This window comes from Pseudomonas sp. PA-5-4B, from assembly GCF_021606215.1.
Taxonomy (GTDB): domain Bacteria; phylum Pseudomonadota; class Gammaproteobacteria; order Pseudomonadales; family Pseudomonadaceae; genus Aquipseudomonas; species Aquipseudomonas edaphica.
In genome coordinates, this window is record NZ_WKDB01000043.1 from 1 (window position 1) to 20,483 (window position 20,483).

General features: G+C 63.2%; 7 protein-coding genes and 2 pseudogenes. 5 read left to right on the top strand and 4 right to left on the bottom strand.

Annotated elements, in window-relative coordinates; genetic code table 11:
- Positions 1-663: 663 nt before the first annotated feature.
- The 3 genes from GIW28_RS20210 to GIW28_RS20220 all read right to left on the bottom strand — a co-directional run bounded on the left by GIW28_RS20210 (position 664) and on the right by GIW28_RS20220 (position 3,557).
- Positions 664-1,431, bottom strand: coding sequence for an N-acetylmuramoyl-L-alanine amidase (locus tag GIW28_RS20210; RefSeq protein WP_017134989.1), 768 nt, complete (start codon positions 1,429-1,431; stop codon positions 664-666).
- 123 nt (positions 1,432-1,554) lie between these two features.
- Positions 1,555-2,877: an ATP-binding protein gene (locus GIW28_RS20215; RefSeq protein ID WP_017134988.1), complete on the bottom strand. Its 1,323-nt coding sequence runs from the start codon at positions 2,875-2,877 to the stop codon at positions 1,555-1,557.
- Entirely contained in the window at positions 2,877-3,557 is a 681-nt protein-coding gene (locus GIW28_RS20220) for a response regulator (RefSeq protein ID WP_017134987.1), read from the bottom strand. The genes GIW28_RS20215 and GIW28_RS20220 overlap by 1 nt, the downstream gene beginning before the upstream one ends.
- 163 nt (positions 3,558-3,720) lie before the next feature.
- Here GIW28_RS20220 and dsbD point away from each other — a divergent pair, with 163 nt between their 5' ends.
- The 5 genes and pseudogenes from dsbD to GIW28_RS20245 all read left to right on the top strand — a co-directional run.
- Positions 3,721-5,448, top strand: coding sequence for a protein-disulfide reductase DsbD (dsbD, locus tag GIW28_RS20225; RefSeq protein WP_236447734.1), 1,728 nt, complete (start codon positions 3,721-3,723; stop codon positions 5,446-5,448).
- Positions 5,448-6,299 carry a TlpA disulfide reductase family protein gene (locus GIW28_RS20230; protein WP_017134985.1) on the top strand — a complete coding sequence of 284 codons (852 nt, stop codon included), beginning with the start codon at positions 5,448-5,450 and terminating at the stop codon, positions 6,297-6,299. The genes dsbD and GIW28_RS20230 overlap by 1 nt, the downstream gene beginning before the upstream one ends.
- Positions 6,275-7,036, top strand: a complete 762-nt coding sequence (gene dsbG / locus GIW28_RS20235) for a thiol:disulfide interchange protein DsbG (RefSeq protein ID WP_017134984.1) — start codon at positions 6,275-6,277, stop codon at positions 7,034-7,036. The genes GIW28_RS20230 and dsbG overlap by 25 nt, the downstream gene beginning before the upstream one ends.
- A gap of 124 nt (positions 7,037-7,160) precedes the next feature.
- Positions 7,161-7,268: pseudogene (locus GIW28_RS20240) on the top strand (thiol:disulfide interchange protein DsbG); the annotation flags it as partial.
- Positions 7,269-7,386: 118 nt separating this feature from the next.
- Positions 7,387-7,467, top strand: a pseudogene (locus tag GIW28_RS20245) (thiol:disulfide interchange protein DsbG); the annotation flags it as partial.
- A gap of 117 nt (positions 7,468-7,584) precedes the next feature.
- On the opposite strand, the gene GIW28_RS20250 reads toward GIW28_RS20245, so the two are convergent.
- Positions 7,585-20,475 (bottom strand): non-ribosomal peptide synthetase, encoded by a 12,891-nt coding sequence (locus GIW28_RS20250; protein WP_236458915.1) that lies wholly within the window; start codon positions 20,473-20,475, stop codon positions 7,585-7,587.
- Between the last annotated feature and the right edge of the window lie 8 nt (positions 20,476-20,483).

Genomic DNA, 20,483 nt, shown 5'->3' on the forward strand with positions numbered 1-20,483 from the left:
GGGGGCCGCCGCGATGGGCCATCCTTGGCCCAGCGCGGCTAAACCGGCATCCCTGCCGGTTTACCCCCCAAATCCCTGTCAGATTCCGGCCATCGTGTTTGACGGGGCGATTTCAGATCAAGATCAAAAGCGCAGATCAAAAGACCGCTGACTTCGTCATCGAAAAGGATGTAAGGGCCAGAGCAACAGCAACAGCAAAGCCATGCTCGGTCTAATGTGGGAGCTGGCTTGCCTGCGATGGCATCAACTCGGTGTGCCTGATGTACCGAGGTGTCTGAATCGCAGGCAAGCCAGCTCCCACAGAAAAGCAGCTCTTCAGTGTATGCGGACCCGCTTTTGCTTTTGATTCAACCACTCAGGTCGGCTTTCAGGCCGCCGTGCTGTAGATCTTGATCTTGATCTGAGACGCCCCGTTAACCACGATGGCCGAACGCAGGCTTGAATCCGTGGGTAACCCGGCAGGACGCCGGGTTACCCACGGATTCAAGCCGGAGTGAGGGCACACCGAGCCCAAGCGAGGTGCCGAGTGGTGGGGCACAGACCTTTTGGTTACTTTTGGCTGGGCCGGCATTCCGGGCGTTTGCCAAAAGTGACCCGCTGTAAGAGCGGAACCATAAGCGGCCGTTACCGCAGCAACGGATATGTACCCCACCAAACAACCACTCAAATCCCTCGATAGCGATCATTCAACGCATACAAAATCGCACACGTCTCCCCATCCAGCACCCCGCAATAATCGCGCGGCCGAAAGTGCATCTGGAACGCCCGCGTCCTCCATTCAAACGCCTGCCGGTTCCAGGCCGGTTTATACCCGCACCGCTGAAATGCCCGCTCCACCTCTACTTCCGGCGGCAACCCAAGACAAAACCGTCGCTGGTACATCCTGCGCGTAGTCTCATCAAACCAGGCGCCGATCCCGGCCTCGAACAAGTACCGCCAAGGCAACCGAGGCCCCGGATCACTCTTGCGCCAATACGCCACATCCGAATGCCCGAGCACATCCAGAGGCCCCACCTGCGGATAACGCCCAAGCATGTCGCGAACCAACGCGATCAACGTATCAACCTGCTCCCGGCCATATTCGGGGAAGGTAAAGACCCCGGCATCATCGCGCGCCAAATTGACGATCTCGATGCCGATCGCACGGCTGTTGAGGTTATCCAGCCCGCCCCAATGGCTAACCCCGGCATGCCAGGCCCGTTTGTCCTCGTCCACCAGGCGAAACACCCGCAGTTCGTCATAACCGGCAGCGCCATAGCTGGGCTCATCAGGGTCAGGAAGCAAATAGTGAGCGCTGACGCCACCTTGTGTCAGGGTACGCAAAGACGACGCAAAGGGCGCCGCGGTGTAATGCAGGATCACCTGCCGCACAGCCTCGCCATTGCGTTGATTAAAATCTTTAGCGGGGAAACTGCTGTCGATCACCAACATAAGAACCGTCCTTTTCAATACAGGCTGAGTCATTCAGCCCGTTCAAACGCAAAAAAATTACCGCCATCCTGAAGGGATCAATGTCAGGCTGGCGGTAATTATTCAGTGCTTGAAGAAAAGTCCTCAGCGTCGCAACGGCATCCCCAGATCGACCCGCAGGCCATCCGGTTGGCTGTCGAATTTCAGCGAGCAGGAGCAGCGCTGCACGATGGCCTGCACGATCGCCAGGCCCAAGCCACAACCCTCGCTGCTGCCATTGCGCCAGAAACGTTGGGTCAGGTATTGCAAGTCTTCGGCAGAAATCTGCTTGCCATGGTCGCGCACGCGAAATACCACGGTGTCGGCGCTGGTGAACACGCTCAGCTCAACGCGAGTGTCACCCGGCGTATGGCGCAGCGCGTTATCCAACAGGTTACGCAAGGCCGCTACCGCCAGGGCCACCGGCATTTCCACCGGCGCTTGCGTGAGGTTGTCCGCCAGGATCAGGTCGATGCGGCGGTTATCGCCCGCATTGGCATCCTGAATCGCCAGCCGCGCCACTTGTTCGGCACTTGATTGCAAGCCATCGTCAAACGACAAGCTGCCCTCGACCCGCGCCAGCAGCAGCAATTGCTCCAGGGTGCGATGCAAGCGGTCGGCGCCCTCTTCGGCGTGGGCCAGGGACTGGTCGCGGGCGGCGCCGTCGGTCATGCGGGCCACTTGCAGGTGGGTCTTGATCGCCGTCAACGGGCTGCGCAGTTCGTGGGCGGCATCGCCGGTGAGTCGGCGCTCGCGCTCGATGGTCTTGGCAATGCGCTGCAACAGTTGGTTCTGGGTGTCGAGCAGCGGCTTCAACTCGCTGGGCAGTGGGTGAATCTGCAGCGGTTCGAGGGAGTCGGCACTGCGGCGCATCAGGGCATCGCGCATGCGGTTAAGTGGCAACAGGCTTTGGCCGATGCCCAGCCACAGCAGGCACAGGCAGCCCAGGAGGGCTACGCCCACCGGCACCGAGGCCGCCAACAGGATCGACAGGTTCAGCGCCTCACGCTCCACCTGGCGGTCAGCTGTGGTGATCAGCAGGTCGCCACGGGACAACGTGAAGCTGCGCCAGCCCACACCGTCGATAATCTGGTCGCGAAAGCCACTTTTGCGCGACTCCAGGCCTTCATCCGGGGTCATGTGGCTGCGCGCCAGGATTTCCCCGCGCAGGGAGCTGACCTGGCAGGCCATGCCGCCTGGCACGTTCAGTTGTTCAGTGCGCAAATGCGTAGGCGCGCCGCTCACACTGGCCAGGCCCGGCATCTGCTCGGTCAGCCCGGCCACCATGCGCGCCGATGCCACCAGACGCTGGTCGAGGGAAAACATCATCTGGTTGCGCAGATCGTTGAGCATCCAGGCGGCTGCCAGAATCCAGATCAGCACAAAAGCGGCGCCCAACTTGAACGTCAGGCGCAGGCGCAAACTCATCACGACGCGTCCTCTCCCCCATCCGCCGTGCCCAGGCGATAACCCAGGCCGCGCACGGTTTCGACGATGCCGTTGCCCAATTTGCGCCGCAGGTGGTGGATATGCACGTTGAGAGCGTTGCTTTCCAGTTCGTCGTTGAAGCCGTAGACGCTGTCTTTAAGCTGTTCGCTGGACAGCACACGGCCCTTGTTATGCAACAGGGCTTGCAACAAGGCTTGCTCGCGGCGCGACAGGTCGACCGGCTGGCCGGCCAGGAAGGTCTCGCGGCTGCTGGGGTCGTAGGCCAGTTGGCCATGTTCGATCAGGTTGACCCGGCGCCCCGCCACGCGGCGCAACAGGGTTTGCAGGCGTGCGGCAAGTTCACGCAGGTCGAAGGGTTTGAGCAGGTAGTCGTCGGCACCGGCTTGCAGGCCGTCGACACGGTTGGTGACTGAATCGCGCGCGGTAAGGATCAGCACCGGGATTTCCAGGCCCTGGCTGCGCTGTTGTTGCAACAACTTGAGGCCGTCTTCATCGGGCAGGCCAAGGTCGAGCACCATGATGTCGAACGTGGCGGCCTTGAGCATCGCGCGTGCAGCGGCGGCCGAGGCCACGCGCTCGACGGTAAAACCCTGGGCGCCAAGCCCGGCCACGATGCCGCTGGCGATCAGTTCGTCGTCTTCACAGACCAGTACGTGCATGGTTAACCCTTCATGAAAGATGGGGGAATTAAAGGTTGGGCGGATTAAGCGCCGATTATGCCGTGAAAATCGGCAGGCTCAGTTTAGAATAGCGCCCGGTTAATCATCGGTTAATCAACGCCACACATTGTGTGCCTAACTTGCATCAAACTAAGGCTTGACCATGCGGTATCTGTTTACCTTTCTGCTGGTGTTATTCGCAGGGCTCGCCCAGGCCGCGCCGGGCAATCCATTCGAGAGCAAACCCGACTTCCTGCCGGTGGGCAAAGCGTTCACCTTTACCTCCGAGCGTCTTGAAAGCGGCGAAACCCAGCTGTTTTGGCAGATTGCCGATGGTTATTACCTTTATCAGCAACGCATGAAGTTCGACGGGCTGGCGGAAAAACCCGTGCTGCCGCAAGGCGAAGCCCACAGCGATGAATTCTTCGGCGAACAGCAAGTGTACCGCCAGGGCCTGGAAGTGAAGGTCCCGGCGGGCGCCACCGGCCAGCTCAAGCTCGGCTGGCAGGGCTGCGCCGATGCCGGCCTGTGCTACCCGCCGCAGTCGATCACTGTAGACCTGGGCGGCAACCCGGCCGTAGCGGCCACCGCACAAGCCCAGGACCAAAGCCTGGCCAGCGGCCTGCAACAGCGCAGCCTGGGTTGGAGCCTGCTGGTGTTCTTCGGCCTGGGCCTGCTGCTGGCATTTGCCCCGTGCTCGCTGCCGATGCTGCCGATCCTCGCGGGTTTGGTGGTCGGCAGCGGCGCCAGCCCCCGCCGTGGCTTTGCCCTGGCCAGCAGCTATGTGGTGTGCATGGCGCTGGTGTATGCGGCGCTCGGCGTACTGGCCGCGCTGCTGGGCGGCAACCTTGCCGCCCTCCTGCAAACGCCGTGGATCCTTGGCAACTTCGCCGCGCTGTTTGTGATCCTGGCCCTGCCGATGTTCGGCTTCTTTGAACTGCAACTGCCGACCTTCCTGCGTGATCGCCTGGACAACGTCAGCCGCCAGCAAAGCGGTGGCAGCCTGGTCGGCGCCGGTATTCTCGGTGCGCTGTCCGGCCTGTTGGTGGGACCGTGCATGACCGCGCCACTGGCGGGTGCCCTGCTGTATATCGCCCAGAGCGGCAACGCGCTGCACGGCGGCCTGATCCTGTTCGCCATGGGCATCGGCATCGGTATTCCGCTGTTGCTGCTGGTGACCGTAGGCAACCGTTTCCTGCCCAAGCCGGGCACCTGGATGAACGTGCTCAAGGGCATCTTCGGCTTCCTGTTCCTCGGCACTGCCGTGCTGATGATCCGCCCGGTGGTCGGCGAAAGCCTATGGCTCGGCCTGTGGGGCGCCTTGGCGCTGGTGATGGCCTACTGCGGCTGGACACTTGCCCGCGAATACGGGCTGGCGGCCAAGGTATTCGGCGCCGGCTCGCTGGTGCTGGGCCTGTGGGGCGCGCTGCTGGTAGTGGGCGCGGCCGGTGGCAGTGACGACCTGTGGCAACCGTTGAAGGTTTACAGCGGCTCCAAGGTTGGCGCTGCACCCAGCGCCCACGATGCGTTCATGACCATCAACGACCCAGCCGTGCTGCAAAGCCAGCTCGACAGCGCCAAGGCCCAGGGCCAGTGGGTGCTGGTGGACTACTACGCCGACTGGTGCGTGTCATGCAAGATCATGGAAAAACAAGTTTTCGGCCAACCCCAGGTGATGGACGCGCTTAAAGACGTGCGCCTGTTGCGCCTGGACGTCACCGCCGACAACGCCGCCAGCCGCGAGCTGCTCGGGCGCTACAAGGTGCCGGGGCCACCGAGCTTCGTGTGGATCGGCCCGGACGGTGAAGAACGTCGCGCCCAACGCATCACCGGCGAAGTGGATGCCGCCGCCTTCCTGCAACGCTGGACGCAAACCCGAGACGCGCGCTGATGCTGACCCTGACCATCGGTACGTTCGCCATCGCCCTGAATCACATCCTGCTGATCAGCGCGCTGATTCTAGCCACGCTGGTGGGTTGGCGCGTGGCCAAGCGTGGCGGTGAAAACCCCGAATCGGTGCTGTTCAGCCTGTTTTTGCTGGGCATGCTGGTGGCACGCTTAAGCTTTGTACTGATGTACTGGAGCGACTACAGCCACGACCCATTGCAGATAGTCGACCTGCGCGACGGCGGCTTCCTGCCCTGGCCCGGCGTGATTGCACTGGTGCTGGGCGCCGTGTTCTACGGCTGGCGCCGTCCGGCCATGCGCACACCGCTGAGTGCCGGGGTAGTCACGGGCCTGGTGTTCTGGGGCCTGACCAGTGTGTCCCTGAGCCTCTACGACAAGGGCGCACAATTGCCGGACATTACCTTGCGCAACGCCAATGGCGACGTGGTGCAACTGGCCGACTACAAAGGCGGGCCGCTGGTGATCAACCTCTGGGCCACCTGGTGCCCGCCGTGCCGCCGTGAAATGCCGGTGCTGGAGCGTGCGCAACACCAACGCCCGGACGTGACCTTCCTGTTCGTCAACCAGGCCGAAAGCATGCAAAGCGTCAGCACCTTTCTCGCCACCCAGGGCCTGACCCTCGACAACGTGCTGTTTGATGCGAGTGGCCGCCTTGGCCAGGCCGTGGGTTCGATGGCCTTGCCGACAACCCTGTTCTACCAAGCCGATGGGCGCCTGATCAACAGCCACCTGGGCGAGTTGTCCCAGGCCAGCCTGGCCCGAGCCATGGAACCCTTCGACACTGCCCCTGCTGCCACAAGGAAACCGACATGCCAAGACTCCGCCACCTGCTGACCCTGCTGCCGCTGACGCTTGCGGCCACACTGGCCCAGGCCGAAGACTGGCCGGCGCCGATCAAACAGATCGAAGCCAAGGGTGCCAAGATCCTCGGCAAGTTCGACGCGCCCAGCGGCCTCACCGGCTACGCCGCGCAATACCAGAACCGTGGCATGGCCCTGTACCTGACCGCCGACGGCAAAAGTGTGCTGGCCGGCAACCTGTACGACGCCCAGGGCAATGACCTGAGCAACGCGCCACTGGAGAAACTGGTGTACGCGCCGATGGCCAAGGAAGTCTGGGCCAAGATGGAACACAGCAACTGGATCCAGGACGGCGACAAAAACGCGCCGCGCACCGTCTACCTGTTCAGTGACCCCAACTGCCCGTACTGCAACATGTTCTGGGAACAGGCACGCCCGTGGGTCAAGGCCGGCAAGGTGCAATTGCGCCACATCATGGTCGGCATCATTCGCGAAGACAGCCCAGGCAAATCCGCCGCGCTGCTGGCCGCCAAAGACCCGCAAAAAGCCCTGGAAGAACACGAAGCCGCCGGCAAGGGCAGCAAATTGCAGGCATTGGACAAGATTCCGGCGGATATCGAAGCCAAGCTCGATGCCAACATGAAGTTGATGGAAGAGCTGGAACTGTCGGCAACGCCAGCGATTTTCTATCTGGATGACAAGGGTGGCTTGCAGCAACAGCAAGGCGCGCCGTCGCCGGACAAGCTGGTGAAGATTCTCGGCCCTAAATAGCCCATCAGATCGCTCCCTACGCTCTGCGTGGGAATGCCTCATGTGACGCTCTGCGTCACGCTTTGGGACGCAGAGCGTCGTGGGCTGCATTCCCACGCAGAGCGTGGGAACGATCAGTGAAGCTCTGTCGGCAACGCCAGCGATTTTCTATCTGGATGACAAGGGTGGCTTGCAGCAACAGCAAGGCGCGCCGTCGCCGGACAAGCTGGTGAAGATTCTCGGGCCTAAATAGCCCATCAGATCGCTCCCTACGCTCTGCGTGGGAATGCCTCAGGTGACGCTCTGCGTCACGCTTTGGGACGCAGAGCGTCCTGGGCTGCATTCCCACGCAGAGCGTGGGAACGATCAGTCTGGATGACAAGGGTGGCTTGCAGCAACAGCAAGGCGCGCCGTCGCCGGACAAGCTGGTGAAGATTCTCGGCCCTAAATAGCCCATCAGATCGTTCCCTACGCTCTGCGTGGGAATGCCTCAGGTGACGCTCTGCGTCACGCTTTGGGACGCAGAGCGTCCTGGGCTGCATTCACACGCAGAGCGTGGGAACGATCAGTTACAAACCCTCCAGCTCCGCCATCAGATCACTCAACCGATCGACCTTCTCTGCACTGATCTCATTGGCCTCCAGGCCGTCGATATACTCGGCCAACTCCGCCACCGTGCTGCATTCGAACATCGCCCGCAGCGGCACATCCCGTTGCAGGGTTTTCTGCACCCGCGAAGCAATCTGCGTGGCCAGCAATGAATGCCCCCCCAGCTCGAAGAAGTTGTCCTGCACGCCTACCCTTTCGACCTTCAACACCTCAGCCCAAATCGCTGCCAGGGTAGCTTCCAGTTCGTTGCGTGGCGCCAGGTAATCCTGACTGTGCAACTGGCCAATCTCCAGGGCCGGCAGAGCGTTGCGGTCCAGCTTGCCGTTGGCGTTCAGCGGCAGGCGGTCAAGCCATAACCAGTGCAGCGGCACCATGTATTCCGGCAGCTCCGCGCGCAGGCGTTGCTTGATGCGGTCCAGGCGCTCGCCTGGATTCAGCGCTGCATCCGTCGCCACCAGGTAACCCACCAAATGCTTGCCGTTGACGCCTTCCTGCACACCCACCGCCGCATCCCGCACATCCGGCTGCTCATGCAGGCGCGCTTCGATTTCACCCAGTTCGATGCGGTAACCGCGAATCTTCACCTGATGGTCGATACGCCCGACATATTCCAGCACACCATCACTGCGCCGACGCGCCAGGTCGCCGGTGCGGTATAGCCGCTCGCCCGGCGCGCCGAACGGGTTCGGCACAAACACCTGGGCGGTGCGCAATGGGTCGCTGACATAACCACGCCCTACGCCCCTGCCTGCCACACACAACTCGCCCACCGCACCTTGCGGCACCAGCGCCAGCGCACCATCAAGCAGGTACAAGCGGTTGTTGTCGGTTGGCGTGCCAATCGGCAGGTACGTGCCACGGGTCGACGCCAGGTCAACGCGGAAGAACGCCACATCATCCGAGCACTCCGCCGGGCCATAAGCGTTGACCAAGCCGATCTCGGGGTAACGCAGCAACCACTGGTGCGCCAGCTCCGGCGGCATGGCTTCACCCGTCGGCAGCATCCAGCGCAAGTCGTCCAGGCTCATGCGTTCTTGAGCGAGCATGCCCTGGATCAGCGACGGCACGCTCTCCAGCACGGTAATACCTTGGGCCTGCACGTGCGCCAACAAACCCTGCGGGTCATGGGCGATGGTGTTCGGCACAATATCCACCCGCGCGCCAAACAGCGGCGCGGTGAGGAACTGCCACACAGAAATATCGAAACTCTGCGAAGCGGTCTGCGCGATCACATCTGTCTCGCTCAGTTGCAGATACGGCACCTTGCTCAACTGGTTATTGAGCATGCCGCGCTGTTCCACCATCACACCTTTGGGCAACCCCGTGGAGCCGGAGGTGTAGATCACATAGGCGAGGTTATCCGGCGTGCTGTAGATGCCGGGGTTTTCGCCACGGCCGGGCACTTCTTCCCATACCAGCAACTGGCAGTCAGTGCCGTCCAGCAATTCAATCGCCTGCTCGCGGCACGCCTCGGTGCACACCAGCAACGGTGTGCGGCTCAGGTCGATGATGCGGTTCAGCCGCTGGCTTGGCAGGCCTGGGTCCAGCGGCAGGTAACCGGCACCGGCCTTGAAGCTGCCGATGATCATGCCGAGCAAATCCAGGTTACGCTCGGCCAGCAGCGCCACCGGCTGATCCAGCCCGACACCGGCCTCGATCAGCGCGTAGCCCAGGCCGTTGCTGCGGCGGTTCAATTCATCGTAGGTCCATTGCTGGTCGAGGCAACTGGCGGCGATGCGCTGCGGATGTTGCGCCACCTGCACTTCGAACAACTCGACATAGCTGCGTTCCAGCGGGTAGTCATGCTCACTCTGGTTACAGCCGTCGACCAGAAACGCCCGCTCCTGCTCGCCGATCAGCGGCAAGTCCGCCATGTCGCCATGGAAGCCCTGCACCAACGCCAGCAGCAGGCGCTTGAACTCGCCCAGCATGCCTTGCACGGTGGTTTCATCGAAATAACGCTGGTCGTAGGACAGGTGCAAGCCGAGGTCATCGCCCGGATAACACACGGCCGTCAGCGGGAAGTTGGTGTGGGTGCGGCCGGAGTCCGAGGTGGCATTCAGGCTTTGCGCACGGTCCAGCACCGAGACTTCCACCGGTGCGTTTTCAAACACGAACAGGCTGTCGAACAGCGGCTGGCCTTTAGGCAATTCGCTGTGTTCCTGGATAGTCACCAGCGGCAGGTATTCGTATTCGCGCAGTTGCATATTGCTGTCGAGCAAGCCGCTCAGCCACTGACGCACACTGCAAGTCTGGTCGTCTTCCGGCAGTTTCACCCGCAGCGCGATGCTGTTGATGAACAGGCCGACAGTGCGTTGCATCTCGGGCATCTCCACCGGCCGCCCGGCGACGGTGACGCCAAACAGCACATCACGATCACCGCTCAAACGCCGCAGCACCAAGGCCCACGCCGCTTGAGCGAAGGTGTTGACGGTGAGTTGATGGGCCTGGGCCAATTCGCGCAATTGCGCACCGTCGCGGGCATCCAGGCGGGTGTAGCAATCGCCTACCACCATGCCGCCGCTGTGGCCTGCGTGTTCACGCAGGAATGGCCGGTCGCTCGGGATCGGCGTGGTGCGCTCGAACCCTTGCAGGTTCTGTTGCCACCACTGGCGCGCTTCATTGAGGTTCTGGCGTTGCAGCCAGGCGATGTAATCGCGGTAGCGCGGCGGCGTGGCCAATTGTGTATCGCGGCCCTCGCCCAAGGCCATGTAGATGTCGAAGAAATCATTCATCAGCAACGAGCGGCACCAGGCATCGATCAGGATGTGGTGGTTGCTCATCATGAACCAGTAGCGCGCCTCGCCCACGCGGATCAGCCGCAGGTGGAACGGCGCCTGGTTGAGCAGATCAAAACCGGCTTCGCGCTCGGCCTTCAGCAAGGCTTGCAGGCGCGGCTCCTGCTCGGCTTCGGGGTCACGGCTCCAATCCAGATACTCAATCGGCGTGCTGCCCGGCTTGTGGATCACCTGCAGCATGTCCTCGCCGACGTTCCAGCAGAACGACGCACGCAAGGCTTCATGCCGGGCGATCACCGCCTGCCAGGCCTGGGCGAAACGCTCGGGGTCGAGGGCGCTGTTGATGCGGTAGCGGTCCTGCATGTAGTAGAGGCCGGTGCCCGGCTCCAGCAAGGTGTGCAGCAGCAGGCCTTCCTGCATTGGCGTCAGCGGGTAGACGTCTTCGATGACGTTTGCCGGCACCGGCAGGCTGTCGAGCTGCGATTGAGTCAGGTGCGCCAACGGGAAGTCAGACGGCGTAAGGCCACCCGCCTCGTCGTTGAGGCAATGCGCGATCAGGCTTTGCAGCTCGCTCAAGTACCCATCCGCCAGTTCACGGATGGTCTGTGGGTCATGGCGCTCACGGCTGAAGGTCCAGCGCAGCAGCAACTCACCGCCGTACACCTGGCTGTCGACACTCAGCTCGTTGGGCAGCGGCGCATCCGGGTCGTGGGCCAGGCCCGCCGATTCATCCAGCGGGTGGAACAGTGCATCGGCGCCGAAGCTCTGGTCGAACTGGCCGAGGTAGTTGAAGGTGATCTGCGCCGTTGGCAATGCGACCATGGTCTGTTTGCACTGATCGTCCGCCAGGTAACGCAGCACGCCATAACCCAGGCCTTTGTGCGGCACGCCGCGCAGTTGTTCCTTGATGGCCTTGATCGAGTCGCCCTGCCCGGCTTGCGGTGTCAGGCGCAACGGGTAAGCACTGGTGAACCAGCCGACGCTGCGGGTCAGGTCGATTTCATCGAACAGGGTTTCACGGCCATGGCCTTCCAGTTGGATCAAGGTCGAGGCGTGCCCCGTCCAGCGGCACAGCACGCGGGCCAAGGCGGTCAGCAGCAGGTCGTTGACTTGGGTGCGATACGCGCTCGGCGCCTGTTGCAGCAACTGTCGGGTATGGTCGGCACCCAGGCGCACGCTGACGGTTTCAGCCTCGCCATTGCGCAGTGAACCCTGTGGACGCGCCACTGGCAATTCCACCGCAGGACCGGCCAGTTGGTCTTGCCACAGGCTCAACTCTTCGCGCAGGGATTCGCTGCCGGCATAAGCGCGCAGACGCGCGGCCCAATCGCGCAATGCGCTGGTCTTGGCGGGCAGGCTGACGGACTGGCCGTCGCTCAACTGGCGGTAAACCGTTTGCAGGTCCTCCAGCACTACGCGCCACGACACGCCGTCTACCACCAGGTGATGAATCACGATCAGCAGGCGTTGCTGGCCTTGCGGGCCGTCCACCAGCAAGGCGCGCAACAGCGGGCCATGCTCAAGGTCGAGGCTGCGTTGGGTGTCAGTGAACAGCTCAGTGCAGGCCTGCATATCGCGCACTTGCGCCTGCATCAGCACACCGCCTTGGGGCACGGCCAGGTGCTCGGCATGCCAGTGTGCGTCGCGCGTGGAGAAGCTCAGGCGCAAGGCGTCGTGATGCTCCAGCACCGCCAGCAGTGCTTGCTCCAGGCGATGGGGCTCCAGCAATTGCAGCGGCTTGAGCAGCAATGCCTGGTTCCAGTGCTGACGGTTGGGGATCTCGGTATCAAAGAACCAATGCTGGATCGGCGTCAGGCCCGAGCTGCCAGTGAGCAGCCCCTGCTCGGCTGTCACTTGCTCGGAGCGCGTAGCCACGGCGGCCAGGGTTTGCACGGTCTGGTGCTGGAACAAATCCCGTGGGCTGAAATGAATCCCGGCCTGCCGCGCACGGCTGACCACCTGGATCGACAGGATCGAGTCACCGCCCAATTCAAAGAAGTTATCGTCCAGGCCGACTTGCTGCACGTTCAGCACTGCGCACCAAATGGCCGCCAGCGTTTGCTCCAGCTCATTGCGTGGCGCCACGTAGGTTTGGCGATTGGCCGCAGGGTCCGGCTGCGGCAAGGCGCGGCGGTCGAGCTTGCCATTGGCGGTCAGCGGCATGCTGTCGAGCACGATCAGGTGTGCAGGCACCATGTAGTCCGGCAGTTGCGCCTTGAGGTGCGCCTTCAGCGCTTCGCGCAAGGTGGCAGGGTCGGCGTCGCTGACCAGATACGCCGCCAGCTGTTTACCACTGGCTGAATCCAGCGCCAGCACCACTGCTTCGCGCACGGCTGCGTGCTCCAGCAGGCGCGTTTCAATTTCGCCCAGCTCGATGCGGAAACCGCGAATCTTCACTTGATGGTCGATACGGCCCAGGTACTCCACCAGGCCGTCGGCGCGTTGGCGCACCAGGTCGCCGGTGCGGTACAAACGGCCGCCATTTACCGCGAACGGATCAGCGACAAACCGCTCGGCCGTCATGCCAGGACGTTCGTGATAACCCTGGGCCAGACCGGCGCCGCCCACATACAACTCACCCGTCGCGCCTTGGGGCACCAGCGCCAGATCGGCGTCGAGAATGTAGGCCACGCGAGCGCCGATGATGCTGCCGATCGGCACGCTGGCGGCGCCTTCTTCCAACACGTGCGGCGCCAGGCTGGCCAGCGGCATCACCACGGTTTCGGTCGGGCCATAGGCGTTGAAAAATAGCTCGGGCTGGAACGCTGCACGGATACGCTGCAAGTGTTCGCCGGTCAGCGCCTCGCCGCCGGTGATGCACATGCGCACCGGCAAAGTCTGTTGCCGGGTCGCCAGCCATTGCGCCAATTGGCTGCCGTAGCTTGGGGTAAAGCCGAGGATAGTGATGCCATGGGCACGGATCAGTGCGCAGATTTCTTCGGCATCCCATTGGCCTTGGGCGCGCAATACCACCTGCGCACCGCTGAGCAGCGGCACCAGTAGACGCTCGGTGGCGGCGTCGAAGTTGATGGAGTAGAAGTGCAGCTCGCAATCATCCGCGCGCATGCCAAAGCGCTCGATCACCGCCTGGCAATGCATGGCGATTTCGCCGTGGGACACCACCACGCCCTTCGGCTTGCCAGTGGAGCCGGAGGTGTAGATCAGGTACGCCTGATGTTGCGGCAGGCTGATAAAGGGCGGCTCGGCGGCAGGGTAATTGGCCAACACCGGCAAGTCATCTTCCAGGCACCAGCACGCGACCGTCGCCGGCAATTCGCCAAGGGCTTCGAACATCGCCGCATCACTGAGCAGCAGGCCGATGCCACTGTCTTCAATCATGTAGTGCAGGCGGTCGAGCGGGTATTCCGGGTCCAGCGGCACATAAGCGCCGCCGGCCTTGAGGATCGCCAGCAGGCCGATGACCATTTCCAGCGAGCGCGGCAGCGCCAGGCCGACCCGCACCTGCGGGCCAACGCCGCGCTCACGCAGCATCCAGGCCAGGCGGTTGGCGCGCTCATCCAGTTCGCGATAACTGAGCGTGACCCCGGCAAAGGTCAACGCCGCTGCATCGGGGCGGGCCAATGCTTGTTGGCTGAACAGCGGGTGAATGCACTGATCCAGGCGGTGTTCACCCGCCTCGATACCCAGGCTGCTCTGCAAGGCGCGCTGCTCAGTGGCCGTCAGCAAGGGCAACTCGCTCAGACGCTGTTGCGGGTTGGCGATCAACGCTTCCAACAGGTTTTTCCAATGTGCGGCCATCCGCGCAATACGCGGCTCGTCGAACAGATCGGTGCTGTAGGTCAGGCAGCAACCCAGCCGATGGTCGAGGTCGGTGACTTCCAGGTTGAGATCGAACTTGGTCGCCCGCGCATCGTTGACCAGGTATTCGACGGTCATGCCCGCCAGTTGGCGGCTCTGCTGGAATTCCCAGCGCTGCACGTTGCACATCACCTGGAACAGCGGGTTATATGCCGCGCTGCGCGATGGTTGCAGGGCTTCCACCAGATGATCGAATGGCAGGTCCTGGTGAGACTGGCCTTCGATCACGGTATGGCGCACCTGCTCTAACAACTCGGCCACATTCATCTGCCCATTGAGCTGGCAACGCAGCACCTGGGTGTTGAGGAATGCGCCGATCAGCCCTTCGCTTTCCGGGCGAATGCGGTTGGCCACCGGCGCGCCGATGCGCAGGTCGGTCTGGCCGCTGTAGCGGTAGAGCAGCACCGCCAGGGTGGCGGTCATGGTCATGAACAACGTCAGGCCACGTTCGGCGTTAAAGGCGCGCACGCGAGCGGCCAAGTCATCGCTCAGATCAAAACGGTACAACTCGCCCTGATGGCTTTGCACCGGTGGCCGTGGGCGGTCGGCGGGCAGTTCGAGCAAAGGATGCTCATGGCCCAGTTGCGCAGTCCAGTAGTCCAGTTGGCGTTGGCGCTCGCCAGCCTCCAGCCACTGGCGCTGCCACACGCTGTAGTCGAGGTATTGCACCGCCAGCGGCGCCAGCGGCGAGTCGCGTTCGTCGATAAACGCCTCGTACAGCGCGCCGAGCTCACGGGCGAAGATGTCCATGGCCCAGCCTTCGGTGACGATATGGTGCAGGGTCAGCACGAAGTAGTGCTCTTGCTCGCCGGCCTTGACCACGCAGGCCCGCAACAGCGGCCCGGTTTCCAGGTTGAACGGCGTGTGAGCTTCCTGATCGGCGAAATCTTGCAGGCGCTGCTGACGCTCGGTTTCATTGAGCGCGGAGAAATCCTGCCAGCCCATGCGCATACCGGTTTGCGGTGAGACCTTTTGGTACGCCACGCCATCGACGCTCGGGAAGGTGGTGCGCAGGGTTTCGTGACGCATGATCAAGGCTTGCAACGCCGCCTCAAAACGCCCTACATCCAGTATGCCGCACAGACGCGCCATGCCACCGACGTTGTAGGCCGGGCTGTCGGGCTCCATCTGCCAGAGGAACCACATGCGCTGCTGGGAATAAGACAGCGGCACCCGCGCGCTGCGGTCGACCCGGGCGATAGCGGTTTGCTGATTGCGTTGGCCCGAAGCCTGGATCGCGCCCACTTGCTCGGCAAACGCACCCAGCTCGCTGGCTTCGAACAGGCTGCGCAACGGCAACTCGACGTCGCAGGCCTGACGGGTGCGGGAGATGATTTGCGTGGCCAGCAACGAGTGGCCGCCGAGGGCAAAAAAGTCGTCGCGCAGGCCGATACGTGGCAAGCCCAGCACTTCGCGCCAGATCGCGGCAATCTGCTGCTGCAACGGCGTTGCAGGCTCGATGTGCTCGCGGGTTTGCCACACAGGCTCTGGTAATGCGCGGCGGTCGAGTTTGCCGCTGGGGCTCAGGGGCATGGCGTCCAGACGCATCAGCAAGGTGGGCACCATGTACTCCGGCAGCTCGGCGGCCAGGGCGGTTTTTACCTCCTGCTCGGTAAGCTTCGCAGGCGCGGTGTAGTAACCGATCAACTGCGCATCACGCACCAGCACCACGGCTTGGGCGATGCCGTCCAGCGCCAGCATCCGTGCTTCGATTTCTTCAGGCTCCACACGGAACCCACGCAGCTTGACCTGCTGATCAAGGCGGCCCAGGTATTCGAGCACGCCATCTGCGCCCCAACGCACACGGTCACCGGTGCGATACAGGCGTGTGCCGGGTGCGCCCAACGGGTCAGCCACAAATCGCTCGGCGGTCAGCCCGGCGCGGCCAAGATAACCGCGCGCCAGGCCGATGCCGCCGACGCACAGTTCGCCCGGCACACCGGCCGGTAATGGGTTGAGTTGCTCATCCAGCACGCGGCAGATCACATTGCCCAGCGGCCGGCCGATGGGCGAGCGTTCGCCATCCGCAACCTGGCAATGCCAGTGGGTCACGTTGATCGCGGTTTCAGTCGGGCCGTACCGGTTGTGCAGTTGCACCGCCGGCAGCTGCGCCAATACGCGGTTACGCAGCTCGGCAGGCAAGGCTTCACCGCCGGAGAACAGACGCCGCAGGCTGGTGCACTCAGTCACCAACGGCTCATCGATAAACAGCTGCAGCAGCGGCGGCACAAAGTGCAGCGTGGTTACGCCGTGTTCCTGTACCAGCTGCGCAATGCGGTGCGGGTCACGATGTTCGCCAGGGCCGGCCAGCACCAGGCGGCAGCCGGTGATCAGCGGCCAGAAGCACTCCCACACCGACACGTCGAAACTGATCGGCGCCTTTTGCATCAGCACATCGGTGTCGTTGAGTTGATAGGTGGCCTGCATCCACTGCAAGCGCTCGGCGAGGGCCGCATGGGTATTGCCCACGCCTTTGGGCTGGCCGGTGGAGCCGGAGGTGTAGATGACGTAGGCGAGGTTGTCGCCATTCAAGTGCAGGCCCGGCGCCTGGGTCGGCCAGCTGTCCAGGTGCAAGCTGTCCATGGCGATCACGCACACGCCTTCGGTGGCCGGCAGCAGTTCAAGCAGTGAGGTTTGGCTCAGCAGCAGGTGCACGCCGCTGTCCTTGAGCATGTAGGCCAGGCGGTCGGCGGGGTAATCCGGATCGAGCGGCACATAGGCGCCACCGGCCTTGATGATTGCCAGCAGACCGATCAGCAATTGCGGCGAACGCTCGGCGGCGATGGCCACGCACACATCCGGGCCGACGCCCTTGTCACGCAGGTAGTGGGCCAGGCGGTTGGCCTGGGTGTGCAGTTGGGCGAAGGTCAGGCTGCCGCCTTGCCAGACCAGTGCGGTGTTGTCAGAGATCTGTTGGCTGAGCAGCTCGGGCAGCCACTGCCGGGCCGGGGCACACGGGGCTTCGCTCCATGGCTGCTGCTCGTCTGTGTGCATCATCTTGAGGTCGCCGATGGCTTGCTCCGGCTGCTCGCACACCGCGTGCAGCAGGCTGATGAAGTGCTCGGCGAGGCGCTGGATGGTCGCGCTGTCGAACAGCTCATCGGCGTAGTCGAACGCCAGGCTCAAACGCCCGTTGCGGTCTTCTTCAGTGTGCAGTTGCAGGTCGAACTTGGCTTCGCGGCTGTGCCATGGCAGCTCATCGGCAAGCATGCCCGGCAAGCGTCGCAAGGCGCTCAAGTCACGCTGCTGGTGGTTGAACATGACCTGGAACAGGCCTTGCTCGCGCGCTTGGGGGAAAGCTTCCAGCAGTTGTTCGAAGGGCAGGTCCTGGTGAGCCTGGGCGCCCAGCGCAGCCTGGCGCGTGGCAGCCAACAGTTGATTGAATGGCAGGCGCCCGTCCAGCTCAACGCGCAACACCAAAGTGTTGATGAAGAAGCCAATCAGGCCTTGGGTTTCCTGGCGCGGGCGGTTGGCGTTGGGCACGCCGATGCGAATATCGCGCTGGCCGCTGTAGCGGTAGAGCAGGCTCTGGAACGCCGCCAGCAACAACATGAACGGTGTGGAATCGTGAGCTTGCGCGGCCTGGCGAATGGCTTCGCTGAGCGCTGCGTTCAAGCGCACGCTATGGCGCGAGGCACTGTGGGTGTGCTGCGCAGAGCGTGGATGGTCGGTGGCCAGGCTCAGGGCCGGGTGCTCATCACCCAGTTGCGCCTGCCAATAGGCCAATTGCCGCTGGCCTTCGCCTTCGGCCAGCCATTGACGCTGCCAACTGCCGTAGTCGGCGTATTGCAGGGCCAGTGGCGGCAGTTCCAGGGTTTGGCCTTGGGTTGCGGCGGCATACAGACGCGAGAATTCGTCGATCAGAATGTTCAGCGACCAACCGTCGGCGATGATGTGATGCAAGGTCACCAGCAGTTGGTGATCTTCATCGTCCAGGCGCACCAGCGTCACCCACAGCAACGGGCCTTTTTCCAGGTCGAACTGGGTGCGCGCTTCGTCTTCACGGATCTGCTGCGCGCGGGCTTCGCGTTCGGCGCTTGGCAGGTCGCTGAGGTCGATCACTTCCAGATCGAAACCGGTGTTGGCCTCGACGCGCTGGAAGGCTTGGCCATCGCGTTCGTAGAAGCGCGTGCGCAGGGCTTCGTGGCGCTGGATCAATTGCTGGAAGCTCGTGCGCACGGCATCTTCGTCCAGCTCGCCGCGCAAACGCAGGGCGCCGGGAATGGTGTAGGCGCTGCTGTGCGGGTCCAGTTGCCAGGTGATCCACAGGCGGTTCTGTGCCAGGGATTGCGGCAAGTCTGCCTGGCGTGACAAGGCCTGGATCGCGCCTTGGGCAATGCCGCCGTCTTGCTGCAATTGCGCCACATGGGCGGCGAACGCCGAAAGCGTCGGCGCCTCGAACAGCAGGCGCAGGTTCAGCTCCAGGCCCAGGCTTTCACGCAGGCGCGCGACCACCTGGGTGGCGGTGATGGAGTTGCCGCCGAGCAGGAAGAAGTGGTCATCGGCCGCCACGGTTGCGACCTGCAACTGCTCGCACCAGATCGCTGCAATCTGTTTTTGCAGCTCGGATTCAAGCAGCGCATCACTGGCCTGGGCTTGCAGACTCGGGAACTGCGCATAGCTGTCGAGGCTGCCATCGGCATAACGAAGCGCGCACGCCGAACGCTGCACCTTGCCGCTGGAGGTCTTGGGCAAGGCGCCGGGGTTGAGCAGTACCACCACGCTCGGGGCTTCTTGATAGGCCTCGGCCACCGCCTGGCGAATCGCCTTGATCAAGGCCTCCGGCGGCAGGATTTTCTGCACGCTGCGGCTGATTTCTGCGGCGATGCCGATGCCTTCCAGGCCTTGGTGATTCACGGCGAACGCCGCGACCCGGCCTTTGCGCACCACCTCGACTTCGCGCTCGACGGTCTGCTCGATGTCCTGCGGATACAGGTTGTGGCCGCGCACGATCAGCAGGTCTTTGAGGCGACCGGTGATGTACACCTCGCCGTCGCGGATAAAGCCCAGGTCGCCGGTGCGCAGCCAGGTGCGACCTGCGTGTTGTACAAAGGTCTTGGCGCTGGCCTCGGGGTTGCGCCAGTAGCCGTGGGCGATGCTGGGGCCGGCGGCCCAGAGTTCGCCGACACGGTTGTCGGGCAATTCGGTGAGGGTGTGCGGATCGGCGATCAGCACCGCGTGTTCCGGCTGGCTCGTACCGCAACTCATGATCGCGCTGCCCTGCCCCGGTTCAGCGCGGTTGGCGGCCAGCGCCTGCTCATCCACACGCAACGCGGGGATGCCTTGACCACGGGTGCCACCGGCGACAAACAACGTCGCCTCGGCCAGCCCGTAGGAGGCGAAGAAATTATTCGAGGTGAAACCACAAACGGCAAACTTCTCGGCGAAACGTTCCAGGGTGTCGAGGCGGATCGGCTCGGAGCCCGAATACGCCACGCGCCATTTGCTCAAGTCCAGGCGTTCCAGCGCGGTTTCACTGACCCGCTCGCTGCACAGGCGATAGGCGAAATCCGGCCCGCCACTGATGGTGCCTCCGTATTCGCTGATCGCTTCCAGCCAGCGCAATGGGCGGCCGAGGAAGTACGCCGGCGACATCAACACACAGGGCACGCCACTGAAGATCGGTTGCAGCAAGCCGCCGATCAGGCCCATGTCGTGGTACAGCGGCAGCCAGCTGACGATCACATCATCCGGGTGCAGATCAATGCCGAAGCCGCGACGGATCAGCACTTCGTTGGCCACCAGGTTGCCGTGGCTGACTTGCACGCCCTTGGGTAGCGCGGTGGAGCCGGAGGTGTATTGCAGGAAGGCGATGTCGTCTGCTTGCAGCGCGGGCTCGACCCAATTGCCGGCGGTCTGCAGGGTATCGACGCTCAATACCGGCGGCGCGTTCTCGATCTGCGCCAGGCCGTCGGCGAGGCTGGCGATGGTCAGCAGCAGGCGCGGCTCGGCATCGCTGATGATCGACAGCAGCCGCTCCTGATGATGGCGCTTGGTCGACTCCGGCGGATAGGCCGGCACCGCGATGACCCCGGCGTACAGGCAACCAAAGAACGCCGCGACGTAATCCGGGCCGCTGGGGAACAGCAGCACCGCACGGTCGCCCAATGCCGCATTGGCCTGCAAGGCGGCGGCGATGGTGCGGGCGCGCTGGTCTAGGTCGCGGTAACTGAGCACAACGCTGTCGGCGGCGGATTCGGCAAGGAAGCGCAGGGCCACCTGGTCAGGGGTCTGCGCGGCGCGGTGTTGAAGGGACTGGACCAGGGTGCGGGGAAGTTCGAAGGCGTCCATCATGGGGTTCC

Excerpts from the sequence above, each read along its gene's own strand:
- GIW28_RS20210 (WP_017134989.1), bottom strand. The coding sequence starts at position 1,431 with ATGTTGGTGATCGACAGCAGTTTCCCCGCTAAAGATTTTAATCAACGC.
- GIW28_RS20215 (WP_017134988.1), bottom strand. The coding sequence starts at position 2,877 with ATGAGTTTGCGCCTGCGCCTGACGTTCAAGTTGGGCGCCGCTTTTGTG.
- GIW28_RS20220 (WP_017134987.1), bottom strand. The coding sequence starts at position 3,557 with ATGCACGTACTGGTCTGTGAAGACGACGAACTGATCGCCAGCGGCATC.
- dsbD (WP_236447734.1), top strand. The coding sequence starts at position 3,721 with ATGCGGTATCTGTTTACCTTTCTGCTGGTGTTATTCGCAGGGCTCGCC.
- GIW28_RS20230 (WP_017134985.1), top strand. The coding sequence starts at position 5,448 with ATGCTGACCCTGACCATCGGTACGTTCGCCATCGCCCTGAATCACATC.
- dsbG (WP_017134984.1), top strand. The coding sequence starts at position 6,275 with ATGCCAAGACTCCGCCACCTGCTGACCCTGCTGCCGCTGACGCTTGCG.
- GIW28_RS20250 (WP_236458915.1), bottom strand. The coding sequence starts at position 20,475 with ATGATGGACGCCTTCGAACTTCCCCGCACCCTGGTCCAGTCCCTTCAA.